Source organism: Caulobacter sp. FG121 (assembly GCF_057809815.1).
Window position 1 is genome coordinate 244,196 of record NZ_JBMDKR010000004.1, and the last position, 16,878, is coordinate 261,073.

The window sequence follows — 16,878 nt, forward strand, 5'->3', positions numbered from 1 at the left end:
CGTCAGGCCGCGCGCGATCTGTAAGCCGCCCGGTCGGTGGAGCCGGCCGCGTCGCCGATCCTGAACTTGCCGACCAGTTCCCTGAGGTCCGCGGCCTCACGGGCCAGAGAATGGCTGGCGGCCGTCGTCTGCTCGACCATCGCGGCGTTCTGTTGCGTGACCTGGTCCATCTGGTTGACCGCGATGTTGACCTGTTGAATGCCCGTCGCCTCCTCCTGCGCCGAGGTCGCGATCTTCGTCACGGCTTCCGTGATGTCGCCGATCTGACCGACGATCCGCCTCAGCGCCTTGCCGGTCTGTCCGACCAGATCGACACCGCTGTTGACCTGGTTGGCCGACGCCGAAATCAGGGCCTTGATCTCCTTGGCGGCCTCGGCGGATCGCTGCGCCAGCGCGCGGACTTCCGAGGCCACGACGGCGAAGCCGCGCCCCGCGTCGCCCGCACGCGCCGCTTCAACCCCGGCGTTGAGCGCCAGAAGATTGGTCTGGAAGGCGATCTCGTCGATCACGCCGATGATCTGCCCGATCTCGCCGGACGACTTTTCAATCTGGCCCATGGCCGCGACGGCGTCGGTGACGATCAGACCGCCCGCCTCGGCTTCGGTGCGGGCCGCCTCGACCGCCTGCCGGGCCTGACCGGCATTGCCGGCGGTGGCGCGTACGGTGATCGTGATCTCGTCCAGCGCCGCGGCGGTCTCCTCGAGGCTGGCCGCCTGCTGCTCGGTCCGGCGCGACAGATCGTCGGCGGCCTGGCTGATCTCGGCCGCGCTGGTCTGAAGCGAACCCGCGTTGCCCACGATGGTGGACATGGTCGCCTGGAGCTGGCCCTGGGCGCCGTTGAAGTCGGCCCGCAGCTTTTCATAGGCCGGCGCGAACGGCGTGGTGATCCGGAAGGCGAGGTCGCCTTCCGACAGCTTCTGGAGGCCTGACGCAAGCGCCGTGACGACGATGGACTGCGCCTCGGCTTCCTCGGCGCGCAGACGATCATTGCGTTCGCGATCCGCGAGGTTGGCCGCCTGCTGGTCCGCGGCCTGGCGTTCGATCCGGATCCGTTCCTGGGCGCTCTGTTTGAAGGCCATCACGGCCTTCGCCATCTCGCCGACCTCGTCCTGGCGAGAGAGGCTGGGAATGTCGATCTGGTTGTCCCCCTCGGCGAGCCGCTTCATGCGGTCGGTGATGCCGGACAGGGGAGCGACCACGCCCCGGGACAGGGCGACGATCCCGCCGATGACCACCGCGAGCAGAGCCGCCACCAGCGTGGCGGCGACGGCCGCGGCGGTCCTGGCGTCCTTGTCGGATGTCGCGACAACGCCCTTACCGTAGGCGTCCGCCTGGGCGACGATGGTGCTGATCACGCCGCGATGGGCCTTGTAGGCCGCTTCGGCGCGATCATAGGCCGCGTCCGCGGCGGCGCGGTCCCCTCTGTCGATCGCGGGAAGCATCTGACCGTCGACGATGTCGAAAAACGCCTGCACATGGCGGTCCGAGACCTCGGTCAGGTTCCGCTTGATGTCATCCGGCAACGAAGACGCCTGCCAGAAGTCGTGCCGGGTTTGATAGTCCTTGCGGAGCTGGCTCAGCCTTTGTCGCCCCTCGACCGGCGTGACGCGTCCGTCGCGGATCAGCGTCGTTTCAAGGTAGGCCTCGACGATGAAGACCGGAGGCGGCAGGACGTCGGCCACGAGGTCCTTGCTCTGGATGATATCGTTGAAGCGCTGTCCGCCGATGCGGATATGCAGGCTGGTGGCCAGCGCGACCGCGCTGACGATGAGCACACCGGCGACGAGCAGAACGCCAAAGGCGTTGAGGGCGGTGGAAATCTTGAGCTTGAACATGGCGGGTCCGTTTCGGTTTGGCCCCTCATGCGCAGAACAGGCTTAAGGTCGCGGCCTCCCCTATCCCCAAAGCCGGGACATTCCGATCAAGGACCCGGCTCGATACGGGCCGCCCCTCTTTGCGGTGACTTGAAATCGCCCTGGCAGCGAACGGCAGCGGCGGCCCGCGCGGTCCATGCTAGCGTCCGGTATCGGGAGACTGAATCGATGAAAAAGACCGTGCTCGCCGCCGCCCTGGCGACCCTGCTGGCCGTGCCGGCCCTGGCGAACGATTCGACGGCAGAGCTGGCCGCCGGCGGGCTGGTGCTGACCAAGACCACCGCCATCGAGATGCGCTCGGAGGACCTGTTCATCTCCGAACAGGCGGTCAACGTCCGCTATGTCTTCGTCAACATCTCGGCTGCGCCGGTGACCACCCGGGTGGCCTTCCCGATGCCCGATATCGGCGGCGAGGAATTCTGGTTCCACGACACGGCCATCCCCAATCGCGACGACCCGGCCAACATCCTCGACTTCAAGACCACGGTCGACGGAAAGCCCGTGGCGATGGCTGTCGAGCAGCGCGCCTTCGCCAAAGGCGTCGACCAGACCGCCTGGCTGAAGGCCCACGGCGTGCCGCTGGCCCTCCATCTGGAAGGCGCGATCGCCCGGCTCGACGCGCTGCCCAAGGCTGCCCAGGACGAAGCCGTGGCCCTCGGCCTGGCCATCCCGGACGAATATGACGCCGGCAAGGGCTGGGAAAAGCACCTGAACCCGGCCTGGATTCTCAAGACCACGTTTCACTGGGAGCAGACCTTCGCGCCCGGCGCCCAGGTCGTTGTCGAGCATCACTACCGGCCTGCGGTCGGCGGAACAGTCGGTACGATGGTCGGCTCGCCCGGCTACATGGCCGATGCCGAGGGCGCGGCGCAGCGGGCGCGCTACTGCATCGACGCGCCGTTCCTGGCCGCAGTCTCACGGGCCAGGGGCGCGGGCGAGTATGCGCCGTTCACCGAGACCTGGATCGCCTACATCCTGCGGACGGCCGGCAACTGGGCCAAGCCGATCGGCGATTTCCACATGGTCATCGACAAGGGCGCGCCGGCGAACCTGGTCAGCTTCTGCGCCAGCGGCGTGAAGAAGATCAGCCCGACGCGGTTCGAGGTGCGCAAGACCAACTGGCGACCGGACCGGGACCTTTCGATCCTGATCCTGAAGCCCCTGCCCGCCCCCGAGTGACGCTGGGTCACGCTTTCGCTTCCCGTTGAGGGGCCTATCCTGTCGCCATGACCGGACCCGTTCTCGACCCCAACTACGACCCCCGCACGGACGGGGCCATGCGCGAGGGCGGCCACAAGCTGGTCAAGCCACGCCATGCCGCGACCCTGATCATCGTGCGCCGCGACGCGAAGAAGCCCCGGCTGTTGATGGGCCGGCGCAATCGCGGTCACGCCTTCATGCCGGACAAGTGGGTGTTTCCGGGCGGGCGGGTCGACCGGGGCGACTTCACGGCGCCCGCGGCCAATGAGCTGAGCCACGACGTGGCCGCGCGGCTGGCCCTGACGGCCCGGCACGCCAGTCCGCAGCTGCCCCGCGCCCTGGCCATGGCGGCGATCCGCGAGACCTTCGAGGAGGCCGGCCTGCTGCTGGCGAAAGAAGCTCCGCCCCGGCCGGGGATCGGCGGCTGGCGCGAGTTCCTCGAAGCCGGCGCCCTGGCTGATCTGGCGGCGCTGGACTTCGTCGCCCGCGCGATCACCCCGCCCTATCGACCGCGCCGTTTCGACGCGCGCTTCTTCATGGCTGAAGCCGAAGCCCTGTTGAGCCTCGACCGGCGCCCCGACTGCGGCGAGCTCGATGAAATCGAATGGGTCGACCTGGACGAGGCGCTGGCGCTCGACCTGCCCAACATCACCCGCTTCGTCGTTTCCGAGATCGCGGAGCGGCTGCAACATGGGGCGCGGCCGGTTCCGTTCATGCGCTTCCTCAATGGCGCGCGGCGGCTGGAACACCTGTGAATCCGCCTCCGCCTTCGAAGCCCGTCAGGCCTCGCCATGCGGCCAGCCTGATCCTTCTGCGCAAAACCGTCGCCGGACCGCAGGTGCTGATGGGCCGCCGCCCTGCGAAGTCGCGGTTCGCGCCTGACGTCTTCGTCTTTCCGGGTGGCCGTCTCGACGCCGCGGACTTCGCCCGGCCGGTGCTGGCGCCGCTGGCCGAGGACTGCGTCCGCCGGACCGGCGCCGACGCCCGGCTGGCAGCCGCCCTCGCCAGCGCCGCCATCCGCGAAACAGAGGAAGAGACCGGCCTGACGCTGGCCAATGACCATGCACCCCTGACCCTGGCGGCCCGGGCCATCACTCCGACCATGAGCCCCGTCCGTTTTCACGCCCGGTTCTTCGCCGCCGACGCCGAGATCGCCTCGGGCGAGGCGGCTGACAGCAGTGAACTGGCCGATCTGGCCTGGCGCCCCCTGGACGACGCCCTGCGACTTCCGCTGTTCGACATCACCGAGGAGGTCCTGCGGACCCTTCAGCGACAGGGCGATCCGTTCATGATGACCTATCGGGCCGGAACGACGCGGGTGCGCGCCCTGCCCTGATTGACTTCGCGCGAACGATGAGTATGTTCCGCGCCTCTCAGTTTCGGCCCTCGCGGCTACCCAAGGATTCCCACGATGGCCAAACCGGCTTCCATCAAGATCCGCCTGAACTCCTCGGCGGACACCGGCTTCTTCTACGTCGCCAAGAAGAACGCCCGCACCATGACCGAAAAGCTCGTGCTGAAGAAGTACGATCCGGTCGTGCGCAAGCACGTCGAATTCAAGGAAGGCAAGATCAAGTAGATCTGCCAACACCTTGTATGTGTTGAAGGAAACCCGGCCTAGCGCCGGGTTTTCTGCATTCAGGCGGCGCGGGCGACGACCCGGTTGCGACCGCCGGCCTTGGCCTCGTAGACCGCTTCGTCGGCACGCTTGAGCAGGATATCGGGCGTGTCCGTCTCGCCGATCGTCGTGGCGACGCCGATGGAAATGGTCACCGTCAGCAGTTCTTTGCCGCCGGCCACCCGGAAGGGCGAGCCCGCGACATGCAGCCGGATCCGTTCAGCGACCCTTTGCGCGTCAGCCAGCTGGGCGCCCGGCATGATCACCGTGAACTCCTCCCCGCCGTAACGGCAGGGCAGATCGATGGCGCGGACGTTCGAGGCGAGGCGCACGGCGAACTCGCGCAGCACCTCGTCGCCGATGTCGTGGCCGAAGTTGTCGTTGATCTTCTTGAAGTGATCGATGTCGATCATCAGCGCCGACACCGGATCGCCGCCATGGGTCGCCCGCTTCACCAGGGCGCCGAGCTGCCCTTCCATGTAGCGACGGTTGTGCAGGCCGGTCAGCTGGTCGGTGACCGCCAGTTCCAGCGAGTGATCGAGATTGTCGCGCAGGAAGTCGGTGTAGCGCTTGCGACGGATCTGGGTCCGGGCGCGCGCCGACATCTCCTGGGGATCAAGCGGCTTGGTCAGCAGGTCGTTGACGCCGATCTCCAGCGCCTTGACCAGCCGGTGGCGTTCGTCCGGGTCGACGATGGCCAGGATCGGCAGGTGCCGCGTCGCCTCGTCCGACCGGATGGTCGCAGCAAAGCGCAGGCCGTCGAAAGCGCGGGCCGTGGCGTTGACGATGATCAGATCCACGGGCCCGCGGGCCGTCAGATGGGCCTTTTCCGGATCGGTCTCGAACACCGGGCGGTGCTCGATGGCCAGTTCGGCCATCAGCCGCTGCGCCTGGCGCTCGTTGTCGTCGACGATCAGGACCCGTCCGCCCGTGCCGCCCAGCCGCGCCGCGGCGCCGGCGATCACGCCGATGCGGCGACCCGAGGCCTCGCGGGCGCGCAGTTCGTCCATCACCTGCTTGAGGCGGGTCAGGCTGCGCACGCGGGCGAACAGCATGACGTCGTCGATCGGCTTGGTCAGGAATTCGTCGGCGCCCGCTTCCAGGCCCTCGATGCGGTCGGACCGGCCATCGAGCGCGGTCACCAGCACCACGGGAATATGGCGCGTCGCGGGATCGTCCTTCAGCCGGCGGCAGACGGCGAAGCCGTCCATGCCGGGCATCATGACGTCGAGCAGAATGATGTCGGGACTTTCCGCCGCCGCCATCGCCAGGGCGGTCGGGCCGTCATTGGCTGTGAGGACGTCGTAGTACTCGGCGGCCAGCTTGGCCTCGAGCAGCTTAACGTTGGCCTCGATGTCGTCGACCACCAGGATTCGCGCGCTCATCGTCTCGCCTCCCCTAGCCCAGCAGCCGTTTGATCGTGTCGAGGAAGTGCACGACCGAGATCGGCTTGGAAATATAAGCCTCGCAGCCGCCCTCGCGGATCCGCTCCTCGTCGCCCTTCATGGCGAAGGCAGTAACGGCCACGACCGGAATGTGGTTCAGATCGTCGTCTTCCTTCAGCCACTTGGTGACCTCCAAACCGGAGATCTCCGGCAGCTGGATGTCCATCAGGATCAGGTCAGGCCGGTGTTCCCGCGCAAGCGCGAGAGCGGAGAGACCCTCGCGGGTCTGCAACGTCTCGTACCCCTGGGAGTCGAGCAGGTCGTGGAAGAGCTTCATATTGAGCTCGTTATCCTCGACGATGAGGACCTTCTTGGCCATACAGCGACCTGCAACCCCAACCGGTTTCGACATCGCGGGCGAGCAAGGGACTCGCCGCTGTCGTGTTCCACCCAGTAATCGGGGAATATCCTTAAACCCGAGCTAACCCAGCGAGATCGCCTTGCAGCCCGTCGCCCTCGAAGATCTGGATATCCGGCCCACGGCGCCCCTGCTGATCGTCGACGTCGACGAGGTGCTGGCGCACTTCATGGCCGGGTTCGAGCGGTACGTGGGCCGACATGGCTACGAGATGCGGATTGACCGTTTCGCCTTGTTCCAAAACCTTTACAGGCCCGGCGAGGTCGATCACATCGACTTCGACACCGGCAAGAAACTGTTCGACGATTTCTTCCATCATGGCGCCGACGACCTCGACCCGGTGGAGGGCGCGGCCGAGGCCCTGGCCACGTTGTCGCAGCGGGCCGGCGTGGTGATTCTGACCAACGCCCCCGCCCATGCGCTCGAATCACGCACCGGCTGGCTGTCGAAGCACGGATTCGACTATCCGATGATTCTCCATTCCGGGCTCAAGGGCCCGACCATCGCCGGCATGGCCGCGCGCACCAGCGGTCCGGCGGCCTTCATCGACGACCTGCTGCCCAACCTCGAGTCGTCCGCGGAGTCAGCGCCCGCGGTCGCCACGTTCCAGATCATCGCCGACCAGCGCCTGCGCCCGTTCGCGCCGACCGTGCCGGATCGCCACGACCTGCATGAGGACTGGGCGACGCTCGGGCCCGCGCTGGGTGCGGTGATCCGGTGATCCGTATCGGCGTCGATATCGGCGGCACCAAGGTCGAGGCGGCGGCGCTGGACGCCGGCGGCGCCTATGTCGCGCGGGTGCGGCAAGCCAATCCGGGCGACTACGACAGCTTCCTGCAGGTAGTGAAGGACGTGGTCGAGGCGGCAGAGCGGCAGGCCGGCCAGACCGTGAGCCGGGTCGGCATCGGCATGCCCGGCTCGATCTCGACCAGGACCGGCCTGATGCGCAACGCCAACTCGGTCTGGATGAACGACCGACCGATGCGCGAGGACCTGACACGGGTGCTCGGACGGGCCGTGCGGATGGAGAACGACGCCAACTGCTTCGCGCTTTCGGAAGCGACGGACGGGGCGGCGGCCGGTGCGCGGGTGGTGTTCGGGGCGATCATCGGCACCGGCTGCGGCGGCGGGGTGGTTGTCGATGGCCGCACGATTGACGGCCGGAACGGCGTGGGCGGCGAATGGGGTCACACCCCCCTGCCCTGGCCGACGCCGGAGGAATTCCAGACCCACCGCTGCTGGTGCGGGCGGGTCGACTGCCTCGAAACCTGGACCTCCGGTTCGGCCTTCGTCGAGGACTACGCCCAGGCGACGGGTCTGAAGCAGGATGGCGCGACGATCGTGGCCGCCGCTCGTCGAGGCGAAGCCGCCGCCGTGGCCGCGCTGGACCGCTATATCAGCCGACTGGGCCGGGCTCTGGGATCGATGTGCACCCTGCTCGATCCGGACGTCATCGTGCTGGGCGGCGGCATGTCCAACGTCGACGAGCTCTACGATCGCCTGCCGGCCGTCGTGGCGCGCTACATCTTCTCGGACAGCTTCGAGACACCGATCCGCCGGGCGATGCACGGGGATTCCTCGGGCGTGCGCGGGGCGGCGTGGCTGTGGCCGGTCGAAGAATGATGTTCCCCTTCGGGGGAGCTGTCCGCGAAGCGGACTGAGGGGGTCACCCGAAACCTGAGCGGACCCCCTCCGGCACGCCTTCGGCGATCCACCTCCCCCGATGGGGAGGATCTAGAGCCGCCCCCACCCCGGCGCCGGGGCGACCGCCTGGCGACTCTGCGGGATCAGGTCGCGCATCCTCCGGGTGAAGCTCTTCAGCGCCACCTCGTTCACGCTGAGCGGACCCATGCCGTAGCTGGACGAGCTCATGCCCGCCTGAACGCGCTCGATCAGCGCCTTGTCCTCGATGTTGACCTGCCGGTTCACGCGCCAGTTCAGGTAGCGGGTCGCGCGCATCTCGCGGCGGTCGTCGGGCAGGACGTAGGCGATCTCGCGCAGCACGGTCTTCGTCGGCGACAGCGGCAGGAACTGCATGAAGTCGATCTGGTCCGGGTAGATGTCGAAGGCGCAGTTGGGCCAGAGCTTGAAATAGGTCCACAGCCGGCGGCGCTCGGGCGGCAGATGCTCGACGACCGGCAGAAACGCCTGGTAGCGCCGCTCCGACCAGTTGTCCGACGGCGTGTCGCGCAGGGCGCCCCACATCTTGTCGCACCAGTCCGACGCCTCAAGGCCATAACCGGCGCCGAACAGACGCGTCAGACCCGGATGGGCGACGGTGATGTGCAGGCTGTCCGAATAGTTGTCCGAGACGTTCTTCCAGTTGACGTCCCGCTCGCGCAGCGTGACGCGGCCGAGCGGCTGGAGCTCCTCCATCCGGTAGGGCTCCATCTCGGCGTAGTAGCCACCGAGCATCTCGCGCACCGAGGGCAGGCCGCCCTCGAGCCGAATGAAGATGAAGCCGAGGCAGACCTCGATGTCGACCGGGACCAGATTGTGCGCCGCCTGGTCGAAGCCTTCGAAGGCCTTCATGTGGGGCACGCCGGCCAGCCGCCCACGCAGGTCGTAGCTCCAGGCGTGGTACGGGCAGGTCATCCGTATTCCGCAGTTGCCGGCCGGTCCGTCGACAACGCGCGAGGCGCGGTGGCGGCAGACGTTGTGGAACGCGCGCACCTTCTGGTCGTCGCCGCGCACCACCACGATGCTCTCGCCGAGGAACTCCAGGGTGTGGAAGTCGCCGGCCTCGGGGATGTCGGACAGATGGCAGACGATCTGCCAACTCTGGCGGAATACCGCGCGCTTCTCGGCCTCGAAGAAGTCGGGGTCGCTGTAGATCCAGCCCGGCAAGCCGCGATGGTCGTCCGCCGCCTCGGGATGGTTCGCCGCTGGCCGGATCGCGCTCATGTCTGCCCTCGATGCAAGTGCAGCCTAGTCACTCCCCCGCCCGCTCGAGGTCAAGACATCCTGGCGCCCCAAGGCGGGGAGCGCGGTGTATGCTGACTGCATGACAGCCCTCTGCCGCGACTGCTTCTGGACCGGAACCGACGCGATGCGCCGATGCCCGGCCTGCGGCTCGCCGCGGATTCTGGCGCACGCGGAGCTGTCGACCCTGTCGATGGCGCATCTCGACTGTGACGCCTTCTACGCCTCCGTGGAGAAGCGTGACCGACCGGAGCTGCGCGATGTGCCGTTGATCGTCGGCGGCGGCGTGCGGGGCGTGGTGACCACCTGCTGCTACATCGCCCGGATGAGCGGCGTGCGCTCGGCCATGCCGATGTTCAAGGCGCGGGCCCTGTGCCCGCAGGCCGTCATCCTGCCGCCGGAGTTCGCCAAGTATCGCGCCGAGAGCAAGAGGATCTTCGGCAAGGTCCGCGCCCTCACGCCGCTGGTGCAGCCGCTGTCGCTGGACGAAGCCTGGATCGACCTGTCGGGGACGGAACGGCTGCACGGCGCGCCACCGGCGATGATGCTGGCCCGGCTGCAGGCGGAGATCGAGGCCGAGATCGGCCTGACCGTCTCGATTGGCCTGGCGGCCAACAAGTTCATGGCCAAGATCGCCTCCGAGATCGACAAGCCACGCGGCTTTTCGGTCATCGGCGGGGCCGAGTCGCAGAGTTTCCTGGCGCCGAGGCCGGTGCGCATCCTGCCCGGCGTCGGACCGGTCATGGCGGCCTCCCTCGAGAAGGCCGGCTTCAGGACCATCGGCGACATCGCCGCTGCCGACCTGAAGGAGCTGGCTGACCGCTTCGGTCAGCACGGGCTGCATCTGCACCGCCTCGCACACGGTCAGGACGCGCGGGTGGTGAACCCCGACCAGAGCCGCAAGACGATCAGCGCCGAAACGACGTTCAACACTGACCTCAGCGAGACATCCGACCTCGAAGATCGGCTCTGGCCGCTGTGCGAAAAGGTCGCCCGGCAATTACGCGCCGAAGGGATCGCTGGCCGGGTTGCGAGCCTGAAGCTGCGCACCCCCGATTTCAGGATCATCACACGGCGCCGGACCCTGCCCGTGCCGACCCAGACCGCCTGGACCCTGTTCGCCGTCGCGCGTGAGCTGCTGGCGGCCGAGCCGGGCGGACGGTCCTATCGCCTGATCGGCGCCGGCCTGTCGGACTTCATCCCTGCCGGCACGGCTGAGGGCGACTTCTTCGCCGAGGCCGAGACCCGCAGCCTCAAGAGCGAGACCGCCGTCGACGCCCTGCGCGCGAAGTTCGGCAAGGGCGCGGTCGTCACGGGTCGTGCCCTGGGTCACAAGGCGCGGGATTGATCTTTCCCGTCAATCTATCGCCGTGACGCCGCGCGCGTAGGATCGCGGGATGACCGTTTCTCCTTCCCTCGCCATCGCCTTGCGCTTTCAGGCCCAGGGCTGCCATCGCCTCGGCTCGCCCTTCACCGGCGGCCTTCTGGACCACGCCGCGGCGGGAGACCTGGGGCCGCTGGACGACCTGTTCGCCGTCTGGGCGGACGCCGATCTGGATGCCCACATGCGGGACGCGACCCCGTTGCGGCTGGTCGGAGCCCTGCACCATCTGGTCCGGACCGGCGCGGCGCCTACCCTCGCCGCCCGGTACCCCGAGGCGGAGCCAGAAACGGACTGGCCGGCGCTGGTCGCCGCCACCCGCGACGTCCTCGCCGGGCTGCGCCCCGCGATCACCGACTTCATGGCCTCGCCGCCGCAGACCAACGAGGTCGGACGCTCCTTCTGCCTCGCACCTGGGTTCATGCAGATCGCTGCGCGGTTCGGCCTGCCGCTGACCCTGTTCGAAATAGGCGGCAGCGCGGGGCTCAATCTGCGCTGGGATCAATACGGCTATGATTTCGATGGCGCGCGCTGGGGCGACCCGGCGTCGCCGGTGCAGCTGGACAACGACTGGCGGGGCGCGCCGGTGGCCTTGCACCCCGTGACCGTTTTCGCCCGCTTCGGATGCGACCAGGCGCCCGTCGACATCACCGGCGACGCCACCGCCCTGCGACTACTGGCCTATGTCTGGGCCGATCAGACCGAACGGCTGGCCAGGCTGCGCGGGGCCATCGCCGTCGCCCGCGCCGTTCCGGCGACGCTTGATCGATCCGACGCCGCCGACTGGGTCGCGCGGCGCTTCCGGCCCGCGTCCGGCATGGCCTCGGTGTTGTTCCATTCGGTGATGTGGCAATACATGCCCGACGCGACGCAGGCCGCGGTCCAAGCCGCGATCGAGGCCGCCGGCGCTTCCGCGACCCCCGACTCACCGGTCGCCTGGCTGAGGATGGAGCCCGCCCCCGACTCGAACGGGGTCCCCATGGAACTGCGACTCACCACCTGGCCGGGCGCCGACGAGCGGCTTCTCGCGACCGCGCACCCTCACGGAGCATGGGTAAACTGGCTCTGAGCCCTCGCCCATAAGGGGAAAGCGGATCACGACCGCGCCAATCCGACACGCCCGGCCTCGTCAGCCCTTCCAAAGCGCCGATGTTTCCATATCTAATTGAGCATGAGGCGGCCCGTTCCCTGGGCTGCCCTGGATGGACGACGAATGGCGGAGAAGAAGTCAGGCGCTGGATCGAACGGCACGGGATCGGCGGTCGTCACACAGACGAAGCCGAAGACCGCGAAGCCGTCGCTCTATCGCGTGCTTATTCTCAACGACGATTACACTCCGATGGAGTTCGTCGTTTATGTGATTGAGCGCTTTTTCAACAAATCGCGCGAAGATGCGACCCGCATCATGCTTCACGTGCACCAGAACGGCGTCGGCGTCTGTGGCGTCTATACCTACGAAGTGGCCGAGACCAAGGTGGCCCAGGTTATCGATTCCGCCCGCCGACATCAGCATCCGCTGCAGTGCACAATGGAAAAGGATTGAGGAGCCACAGCTTGCCCTCGTTTTCGCGCAATCTCGAAGAAACCCTGCATCGCGCCGTCGCTTACGCGAACCAGCGAAAGCACGAGTATGCGACCCTGGAGCACCTGCTCCTGTCGCTCACCGACGATGAGGACGCCTCGGCGGTGATGGGCGCCTGCGACGTTGATCTCGCCACGCTCAAGAAGACGCTGACCAACTATCTGGACACCGAACTGCGCAGCCTGATCGTCGAGGATGGCGAGGACGCCAAGCCGACGGCCGGCTTCCAGCGGGTGATCCAGCGCGCCGTCATTCACGTCCAGTCTTCAGGCCGCGACGAGGTGACCGGCGCCAACGTGCTGGTCGCCGTGTTCTCCGAACGCGAAAGCCACGCCGCCTACTTCCTGCAGGAGCAGGACATGACGCGGTATGACGCAGTGAACTACATCGCCCACGGCATCGCCAAGAAGGCCGGCGCATCCGAGCCGAAGCCGGCCAAGGGCGCGACCGTCGAGAACGACGAGGAAAAGGCTTCGGTGAAGACGGGCGGCGAGGCCCTTGAGGCCTACTGCGTCGACCTCAACGAGAAGTCGCGCCAGGGCAAGGTCGATCCGCTGATCGGCCGCACCGCCGAAGTCGAGCGCTGCATCCAGATCCTCTGCCGCCGGACCAAGAACAACCCGCTGCTGGTCGGCGATCCGGGCGTCGGCAAGACCGCCATCGCTGAAGGCCTGGCGCTGAAGATCGTGCGCCACCAGGTGCCCGAGGTGCTTGAAGGCGCCACCATCTTCTCGCTCGACATGGGCGCGCTGCTAGCCGGCACCCGCTACCGCGGCGACTTCGAGGAGCGGATCAAGCAGGTGGTCAAGGAGCTGGAGAACCACCCCAACGCCATACTGTTCATCGACGAAATTCATACCGTCATCGGCGCCGGCGCGACCAGCGGCGGGGCGATGGACGCCTCGAACCTGCTCAAGCCCGCCCTCGCCTCCGGCACCCTGCGCTGCATGGGCTCCACGACCTACAAGGAGTTCCGCCAGCATTTCGAGAAGGACCGCGCGCTCGTGCGCCGGTTCCAGAAGATCGACGTCAACGAGCCGACCGTCGAGGACACGCTGAAAATCCTCAAGGGCCTCAAGGTCTACTACGAGGAATTTCACAAGCTGAAATACACCAACGAGGCCCTCAAGGTCGCGGTGGACCTGTCGGCCAAGTACATCACGGACCGGAAGCTGCCGGACAAGGCTATCGACGTGATCGACGAAGCCGGCGCCGGCCAGATGCTGCTGCCGGAGTCCAAGCGGAAGAAGACCATCGGCGTGAAGGAAATCGAGGCCGTCGTGGCCAAGATCGCCCGCATCCCGCCGAAGTCGGTCAGCAAGTCGGACACCGAGGCCCTCAAGGAACTCGAGAAAGACCTGAAGCGCACGGTGTTCGGCCAGCCCGAAGCCATCGTCCAGCTGTCCAGCGCCATGAAGATGGCCCGCGCCGGCCTGCGCGATCCGCAGAAGCCTATCGGCTGCTACCTGTTCAGCGGTCCGACCGGCGTCGGCAAGACCGAGGCCGCCCGTCAGCTGGCCTCGACGCTCGGCATCGAACTGCTGCGGTTCGACATGTCCGAGTACATGGAGCGTCACACCGTCAGCCGCCTGATCGGGGCGCCTCCGGGGTACGTCGGCTATGACCAGGGCGGCCAGCTGACCGACGCCGTCGACCAGCATCCACACGCTGTGGTCCTGCTCGATGAAATCGAGAAGGCGCACGCAGACGTCTACAACATCCTGCTTCAGGTCATGGACCACGGTCAGCTGACCGACTCCAACGGCAAGAAGGTCGATTTCCGCAACGTGGTCCTGATCATGACCACCAACGCCGGCGCGGCCGACTCGCAACGTCAGACGATCGGCTTCGGCCGCGGCAAAGCAGACGGCGAGTCCGAAGAGGCGATCAAGCGCATCTTCACGCCGGAGTTCCGCAACCGCCTGGACGCGGTGGTGGCCTTCAAGCCGCTGACGCAGGAGATCATCCGCCAGGTCGTGCAGAAGTTCGTGCTTCAGCTGGAAGCCCAGCTGGCGGACCGCAACGTGACCATCGAGACCAGCGACGAGGCCGCCGACTGGCTGGCCAAGAACGGCTTCGACGAACTCTATGGCGCGCGCCCTCTCGCCCGCGTCATTCAGGAGCACATCAAGAAGCCGCTGGCCGACGACATCCTGTTTGGCAAGCTGGCCAAGGGCGGCCACGTCCGCGTCGTGCTCAAGGACGGCAAGATCGCCTTCGATTTCGAGGTCGACGAGAAGGCCCGCCAGCCAGGCGAACCCGAGATCGAGGAACCCGCGCTGGCGGAATAGACCGGCCGCCACCCGGATCGGGTAAACCGCATCTAAGCGGACAAGCGTCGAAAGTCCCGATACCAGCGGTATCGGGATGACGCGCATGACTCTGTTTCGGCCTGCCCAGACAGAGCGTCATCCCCTCCTGCCCGTCGCGTTTCTCGCCGCCTATGTCGTCAGCGCGGCGATCGCCTATGTGATGACCCGCGGGTCGGGCGGCCTTGCGGTGCTGTGGATCAACAATGGCGTTCTGGCCGCGGCGCTGCTGCTGTTGCCGAGGGGCCCGGCCATTCAGCTGGCCATCCTCTGCACCATCACCGACGGCCTCGGCGCCGCGATCAGCGGCAGTCCTCCGGGCCAAGCGATGCTGATCGCCGGATGCGACCTGCTGGAATCGGTCGCGGTCGCCCTGATGCTCCGACGCGTCGGTGGCGCGGCGCTGGATCCGACGACCCTGCGGCGCTTTTCCCAGGTGGTCCTGCTGGCGTTCCTGCCGGTCACGCTGCTGGTTTCCACAGTAGGGTCCACCCTTTCGGCCATTCTGTTCGACCACACCTTCACGGACCTCTGGCTGGTCTGGGCCGGCGGCGACTTCCTCGGCATGATGTTCGGCCTCCCCTGCGCCATGTTGCTTGCCCGTTTCCACCAGTTCGACAAGCACTCGCCGGCCGGGCCTGTGGAGCGCGTGGTCTGGATCGCGGTCTCCGCCGGCAGCGCCGCTGCCATATTCTTCCTTGGCCAGGCCCCCCTGCTCTATCTCTTCTTCCCGGTCGGACTGTTGGTCGTGTTGAGGCTGAGCCCGCCGGTCTCGCAGGTCGCCATTCTCGCCTTCGCCATGGTCGCCGCCGGCGCCACGGTGTTCGGCTTCGGCCCGATCGCCGCCTACGCGCCCGATATGAACCAGAGAATTCTCGGCCTGCAGCTGTATCTGGCGTCATTGCAGGGCTGTGCGCTGGTGTTGACCAGTGTCCTGACCCAACGCGCGCGAGCGCAGCTGGCCCTTCGGCGAGCCCTTGCGACGGCCCGGCAGACCCGTGCCGCGGCCTTCGAGGCGGCGGGGGCCAAAGGCCGCTTCCTGGCGGTGATGAGCCATGAAATGCGCACGCCGCTCAACGGCATCGCCGGCTATGCCCAGCTGCTCGCCACCCGACAGGACCTGCCAGCGGACGCCCGGGAGCAGGTGCGCACCATCGAATCCTCCAGCGAGGTCCTGCTCGGCCTGATCAGCGACGTCCTCGACTATTCGCGCAACGAGACGGCCGGCCTGCAGCTGGTCGAACGCCCTTTCAGCCTCTCCGACGCGTTGGCCCGCTCCCTCGACATTGTAAGGCCGATGCTGGCGAACCGTCCGATCGAGCTCGTGCTGGCCTCGGACATCCCTGACGGCCTCATGCACCAAGGGGACGAACGCCGCCTGACCCAGATCCTGATGAACCTGCTCGGCAATGCGGCCAAGTTCACGGAAGAGGGTACAATCACCGTCACGGCCGATTGTCGGCCCGGCGTTCACGACGGCGTGGATGCCCTGACGATCTCCGTGCGTGACACCGGCATTGGTATTCCGGCCGACAAGCTCGACCTTCTCTTCACGCCCTTCTCCCAGGTCGACGTCTCCGATCGCCGCAGCTTCGCCGGAGCCGGCCTCGGACTGGCCATCTCTCAATCGCTGATCCATCGCATGGGCGGGACCATTGGCGTCGAAAGCATCGAGGGCGAGGGGTCGCGGTTCTGGATCGCCGTCGCCTTGCCGCGTTGCGTTGGCGCCGAGCCTGCGGACCAGGCCGCCATCGACGACATCGATCCCCGCACAGCCCGCGTGCTGGTCGTCGATGACCATCCGGTCAACCGTCAGGTCGCCACGCTGATGCTCCAGGCAGCCGGATTTGAAGTGGCGACTGCGGTCAATGGCGCCGAAGCCGTCGAGGCCGTGTGCGCCGGCGCCTTCGACCTGGTCTTCATGGACCTGCATATGCCGGTCATGGACGGGCTGACCGCCTGCCGCGCCATTCGCGCACTCGAGAGCCCCGCCGGCGCCCTGCAGATCATCGCCATGACGGCCGCCGCCATGCCGGAAGACATCGAGCGCTGCCAGGCCGCCGGCATGAACGGGCACATCGCCAAACCGATCCGGCAGGAGGAGCTGTTGCAGGCGACGCTCCAGCAGCTCGCCGCGCGGGACATCGTCGACGCCGCCTGATCGGCCTTGCGCGAGTCGCCTCCAAGCG

General features: G+C 67.2%; 15 protein-coding genes. 11 read left to right on the plus strand and 4 right to left on the minus strand.

The features are described 5' to 3' along the window. Positions 1–2 precede the first annotated feature (2 nt). The gene (locus ACODSL_RS12750; protein WP_488901070.1) at positions 3–1,835 is read right to left on the minus strand and encodes a methyl-accepting chemotaxis protein; all 1,833 of its coding nucleotides are present in this window, start codon (positions 1,833–1,835) and stop codon (positions 3–5) included. A gap of 207 nt (positions 1,836–2,042) precedes the next feature. Between ACODSL_RS12750 and ACODSL_RS12755 the strand changes: the two genes are divergently transcribed. The 4 genes from ACODSL_RS12755 (at position 2,043) to rpmG (ending at position 4,653) form a co-directional block, all read left to right on the plus strand. Continuing rightward, entirely contained in the window at positions 2,043–3,053 is a 1,011-nt protein-coding gene (locus ACODSL_RS12755; protein ID WP_488901071.1) for a DUF4424 domain-containing protein, read from the plus strand. A gap of 47 nt (positions 3,054–3,100) precedes the next feature. Further along, positions 3,101–3,829: an NUDIX hydrolase gene (locus ACODSL_RS12760; RefSeq protein WP_488901072.1), complete on the plus strand. Its 729-nt coding sequence runs from the start codon at positions 3,101–3,103 to the stop codon at positions 3,827–3,829. Next, positions 3,826–4,410: an NUDIX hydrolase gene (locus ACODSL_RS12765; RefSeq protein ID WP_488901073.1), complete on the plus strand. Its 585-nt coding sequence runs from the start codon at positions 3,826–3,828 to the stop codon at positions 4,408–4,410. Before ACODSL_RS12760 ends, ACODSL_RS12765 begins: the two co-directional genes overlap by 4 nt. Before the next feature lie 75 nt (positions 4,411–4,485). Next, positions 4,486–4,653: a 50S ribosomal protein L33 gene (rpmG, locus tag ACODSL_RS12770; RefSeq protein ID WP_488901074.1), complete on the plus strand. Its 168-nt coding sequence runs from the start codon at positions 4,486–4,488 to the stop codon at positions 4,651–4,653. Between the two features lie 59 nt (positions 4,654–4,712). Here the strand turns inward: rpmG and ACODSL_RS12775 are convergent, their stop codons facing one another. Together ACODSL_RS12775 and ACODSL_RS12780 are read right to left on the minus strand one after the other, a co-directional pair. Continuing rightward, positions 4,713–6,077 carry a PleD family two-component system response regulator gene (locus ACODSL_RS12775; protein ID WP_488901075.1) on the minus strand — a complete coding sequence of 455 codons (1,365 nt, stop codon included), beginning with the start codon at positions 6,075–6,077 and terminating at the stop codon, positions 4,713–4,715. Between the two features lie 13 nt (positions 6,078–6,090). Beyond that, on the minus strand, positions 6,091–6,456 hold the full coding sequence (locus ACODSL_RS12780; RefSeq protein ID WP_488901076.1) for a response regulator: 366 nt from the start codon (positions 6,454–6,456) through the stop codon (positions 6,091–6,093). A gap of 121 nt (positions 6,457–6,577) precedes the next feature. Between ACODSL_RS12780 and ACODSL_RS12785 the strand changes: the two genes are divergently transcribed. Continuing rightward, positions 6,578–7,216, plus strand: a complete 639-nt coding sequence (locus ACODSL_RS12785; protein WP_488901077.1) for a 5' nucleotidase, NT5C type — start codon at positions 6,578–6,580, stop codon at positions 7,214–7,216. Continuing rightward, positions 7,213–8,118: an ROK family protein gene (locus ACODSL_RS12790; protein WP_488901078.1), complete on the plus strand. Its 906-nt coding sequence runs from the start codon at positions 7,213–7,215 to the stop codon at positions 8,116–8,118. The genes ACODSL_RS12785 and ACODSL_RS12790 overlap by 4 nt, the downstream gene beginning before the upstream one ends. Before the next feature lie 111 nt (positions 8,119–8,229). On the opposite strand, the gene ACODSL_RS12795 is transcribed toward ACODSL_RS12790, so the two are convergent. Then, positions 8,230–9,399 carry an aromatic ring-hydroxylating oxygenase subunit alpha gene (locus ACODSL_RS12795; protein WP_488901079.1) on the minus strand — a complete coding sequence of 390 codons (1,170 nt, stop codon included), beginning with the start codon at positions 9,397–9,399 and terminating at the stop codon, positions 8,230–8,232. Positions 9,400–9,499: 100 nt separating this feature from the next. Between ACODSL_RS12795 and ACODSL_RS12800 the strand changes: the two genes are divergently transcribed. From ACODSL_RS12800 to ACODSL_RS12820, 5 genes are all read left to right on the plus strand, one after another. Continuing rightward, positions 9,500–10,765 carry a DNA polymerase IV gene (locus ACODSL_RS12800; protein ID WP_488901080.1) on the plus strand — a complete coding sequence of 422 codons (1,266 nt, stop codon included), beginning with the start codon at positions 9,500–9,502 and terminating at the stop codon, positions 10,763–10,765. Positions 10,766–10,814: 49 nt separating this feature from the next. Further along, complete coding sequence (locus ACODSL_RS12805) at positions 10,815–11,867, plus strand: DUF2332 domain-containing protein (protein ID WP_488901081.1); 1,053 nt, start codon at positions 10,815–10,817, stop codon at positions 11,865–11,867. A 144-nt stretch (positions 11,868–12,011) separates the two neighbouring features. After that, entirely contained in the window at positions 12,012–12,341 is a 330-nt protein-coding gene (clpS, locus tag ACODSL_RS12810; protein WP_488901082.1) for an ATP-dependent Clp protease adapter ClpS, read from the plus strand. An 11-nt stretch (positions 12,342–12,352) separates the two neighbouring features. Next, a complete protein-coding gene (gene clpA / locus ACODSL_RS12815) occupies positions 12,353–14,671 on the plus strand; it encodes an ATP-dependent Clp protease ATP-binding subunit ClpA (protein ID WP_488901083.1) in 2,319 nt (772 codons plus the stop codon). An 85-nt stretch (positions 14,672–14,756) separates the two neighbouring features. Then, on the plus strand, positions 14,757–16,850 hold the full coding sequence (locus ACODSL_RS12820; RefSeq protein WP_488901084.1) for an ATP-binding protein: 2,094 nt from the start codon (positions 14,757–14,759) through the stop codon (positions 16,848–16,850). The last annotated feature ends 28 nt before the right edge of the window (positions 16,851–16,878 follow it).

Coding starts and splice junctions, on each gene's coding strand:
- ACODSL_RS12750 (WP_488901070.1), bottom strand. CDS start 1,835: ATGTTCAAGCTCAAGATTTCCACCGCCCTCAACGCCTTTGGCGTTCTG.
- ACODSL_RS12755 (WP_488901071.1), top strand. CDS start 2,043: ATGAAAAAGACCGTGCTCGCCGCCGCCCTGGCGACCCTGCTGGCCGTG.
- ACODSL_RS12760 (WP_488901072.1), top strand. CDS start 3,101: ATGACCGGACCCGTTCTCGACCCCAACTACGACCCCCGCACGGACGGG.
- rpmG (WP_488901074.1), top strand. CDS start 4,486: ATGGCCAAACCGGCTTCCATCAAGATCCGCCTGAACTCCTCGGCGGAC.
- ACODSL_RS12775 (WP_488901075.1), bottom strand. CDS start 6,077: ATGAGCGCGCGAATCCTGGTGGTCGACGACATCGAGGCCAACGTTAAG.
- ACODSL_RS12780 (WP_488901076.1), bottom strand. CDS start 6,456: ATGGCCAAGAAGGTCCTCATCGTCGAGGATAACGAGCTCAATATGAAG.
- ACODSL_RS12795 (WP_488901079.1), bottom strand. CDS start 9,399: ATGAGCGCGATCCGGCCAGCGGCGAACCATCCCGAGGCGGCGGACGAC.
- ACODSL_RS12800 (WP_488901080.1), top strand. CDS start 9,500: ATGACAGCCCTCTGCCGCGACTGCTTCTGGACCGGAACCGACGCGATG.
- ACODSL_RS12805 (WP_488901081.1), top strand. CDS start 10,815: ATGACCGTTTCTCCTTCCCTCGCCATCGCCTTGCGCTTTCAGGCCCAG.
- clpS (WP_488901082.1), top strand. CDS start 12,012: ATGGCGGAGAAGAAGTCAGGCGCTGGATCGAACGGCACGGGATCGGCG.
- ACODSL_RS12820 (WP_488901084.1), top strand. CDS start 14,757: ATGACTCTGTTTCGGCCTGCCCAGACAGAGCGTCATCCCCTCCTGCCC.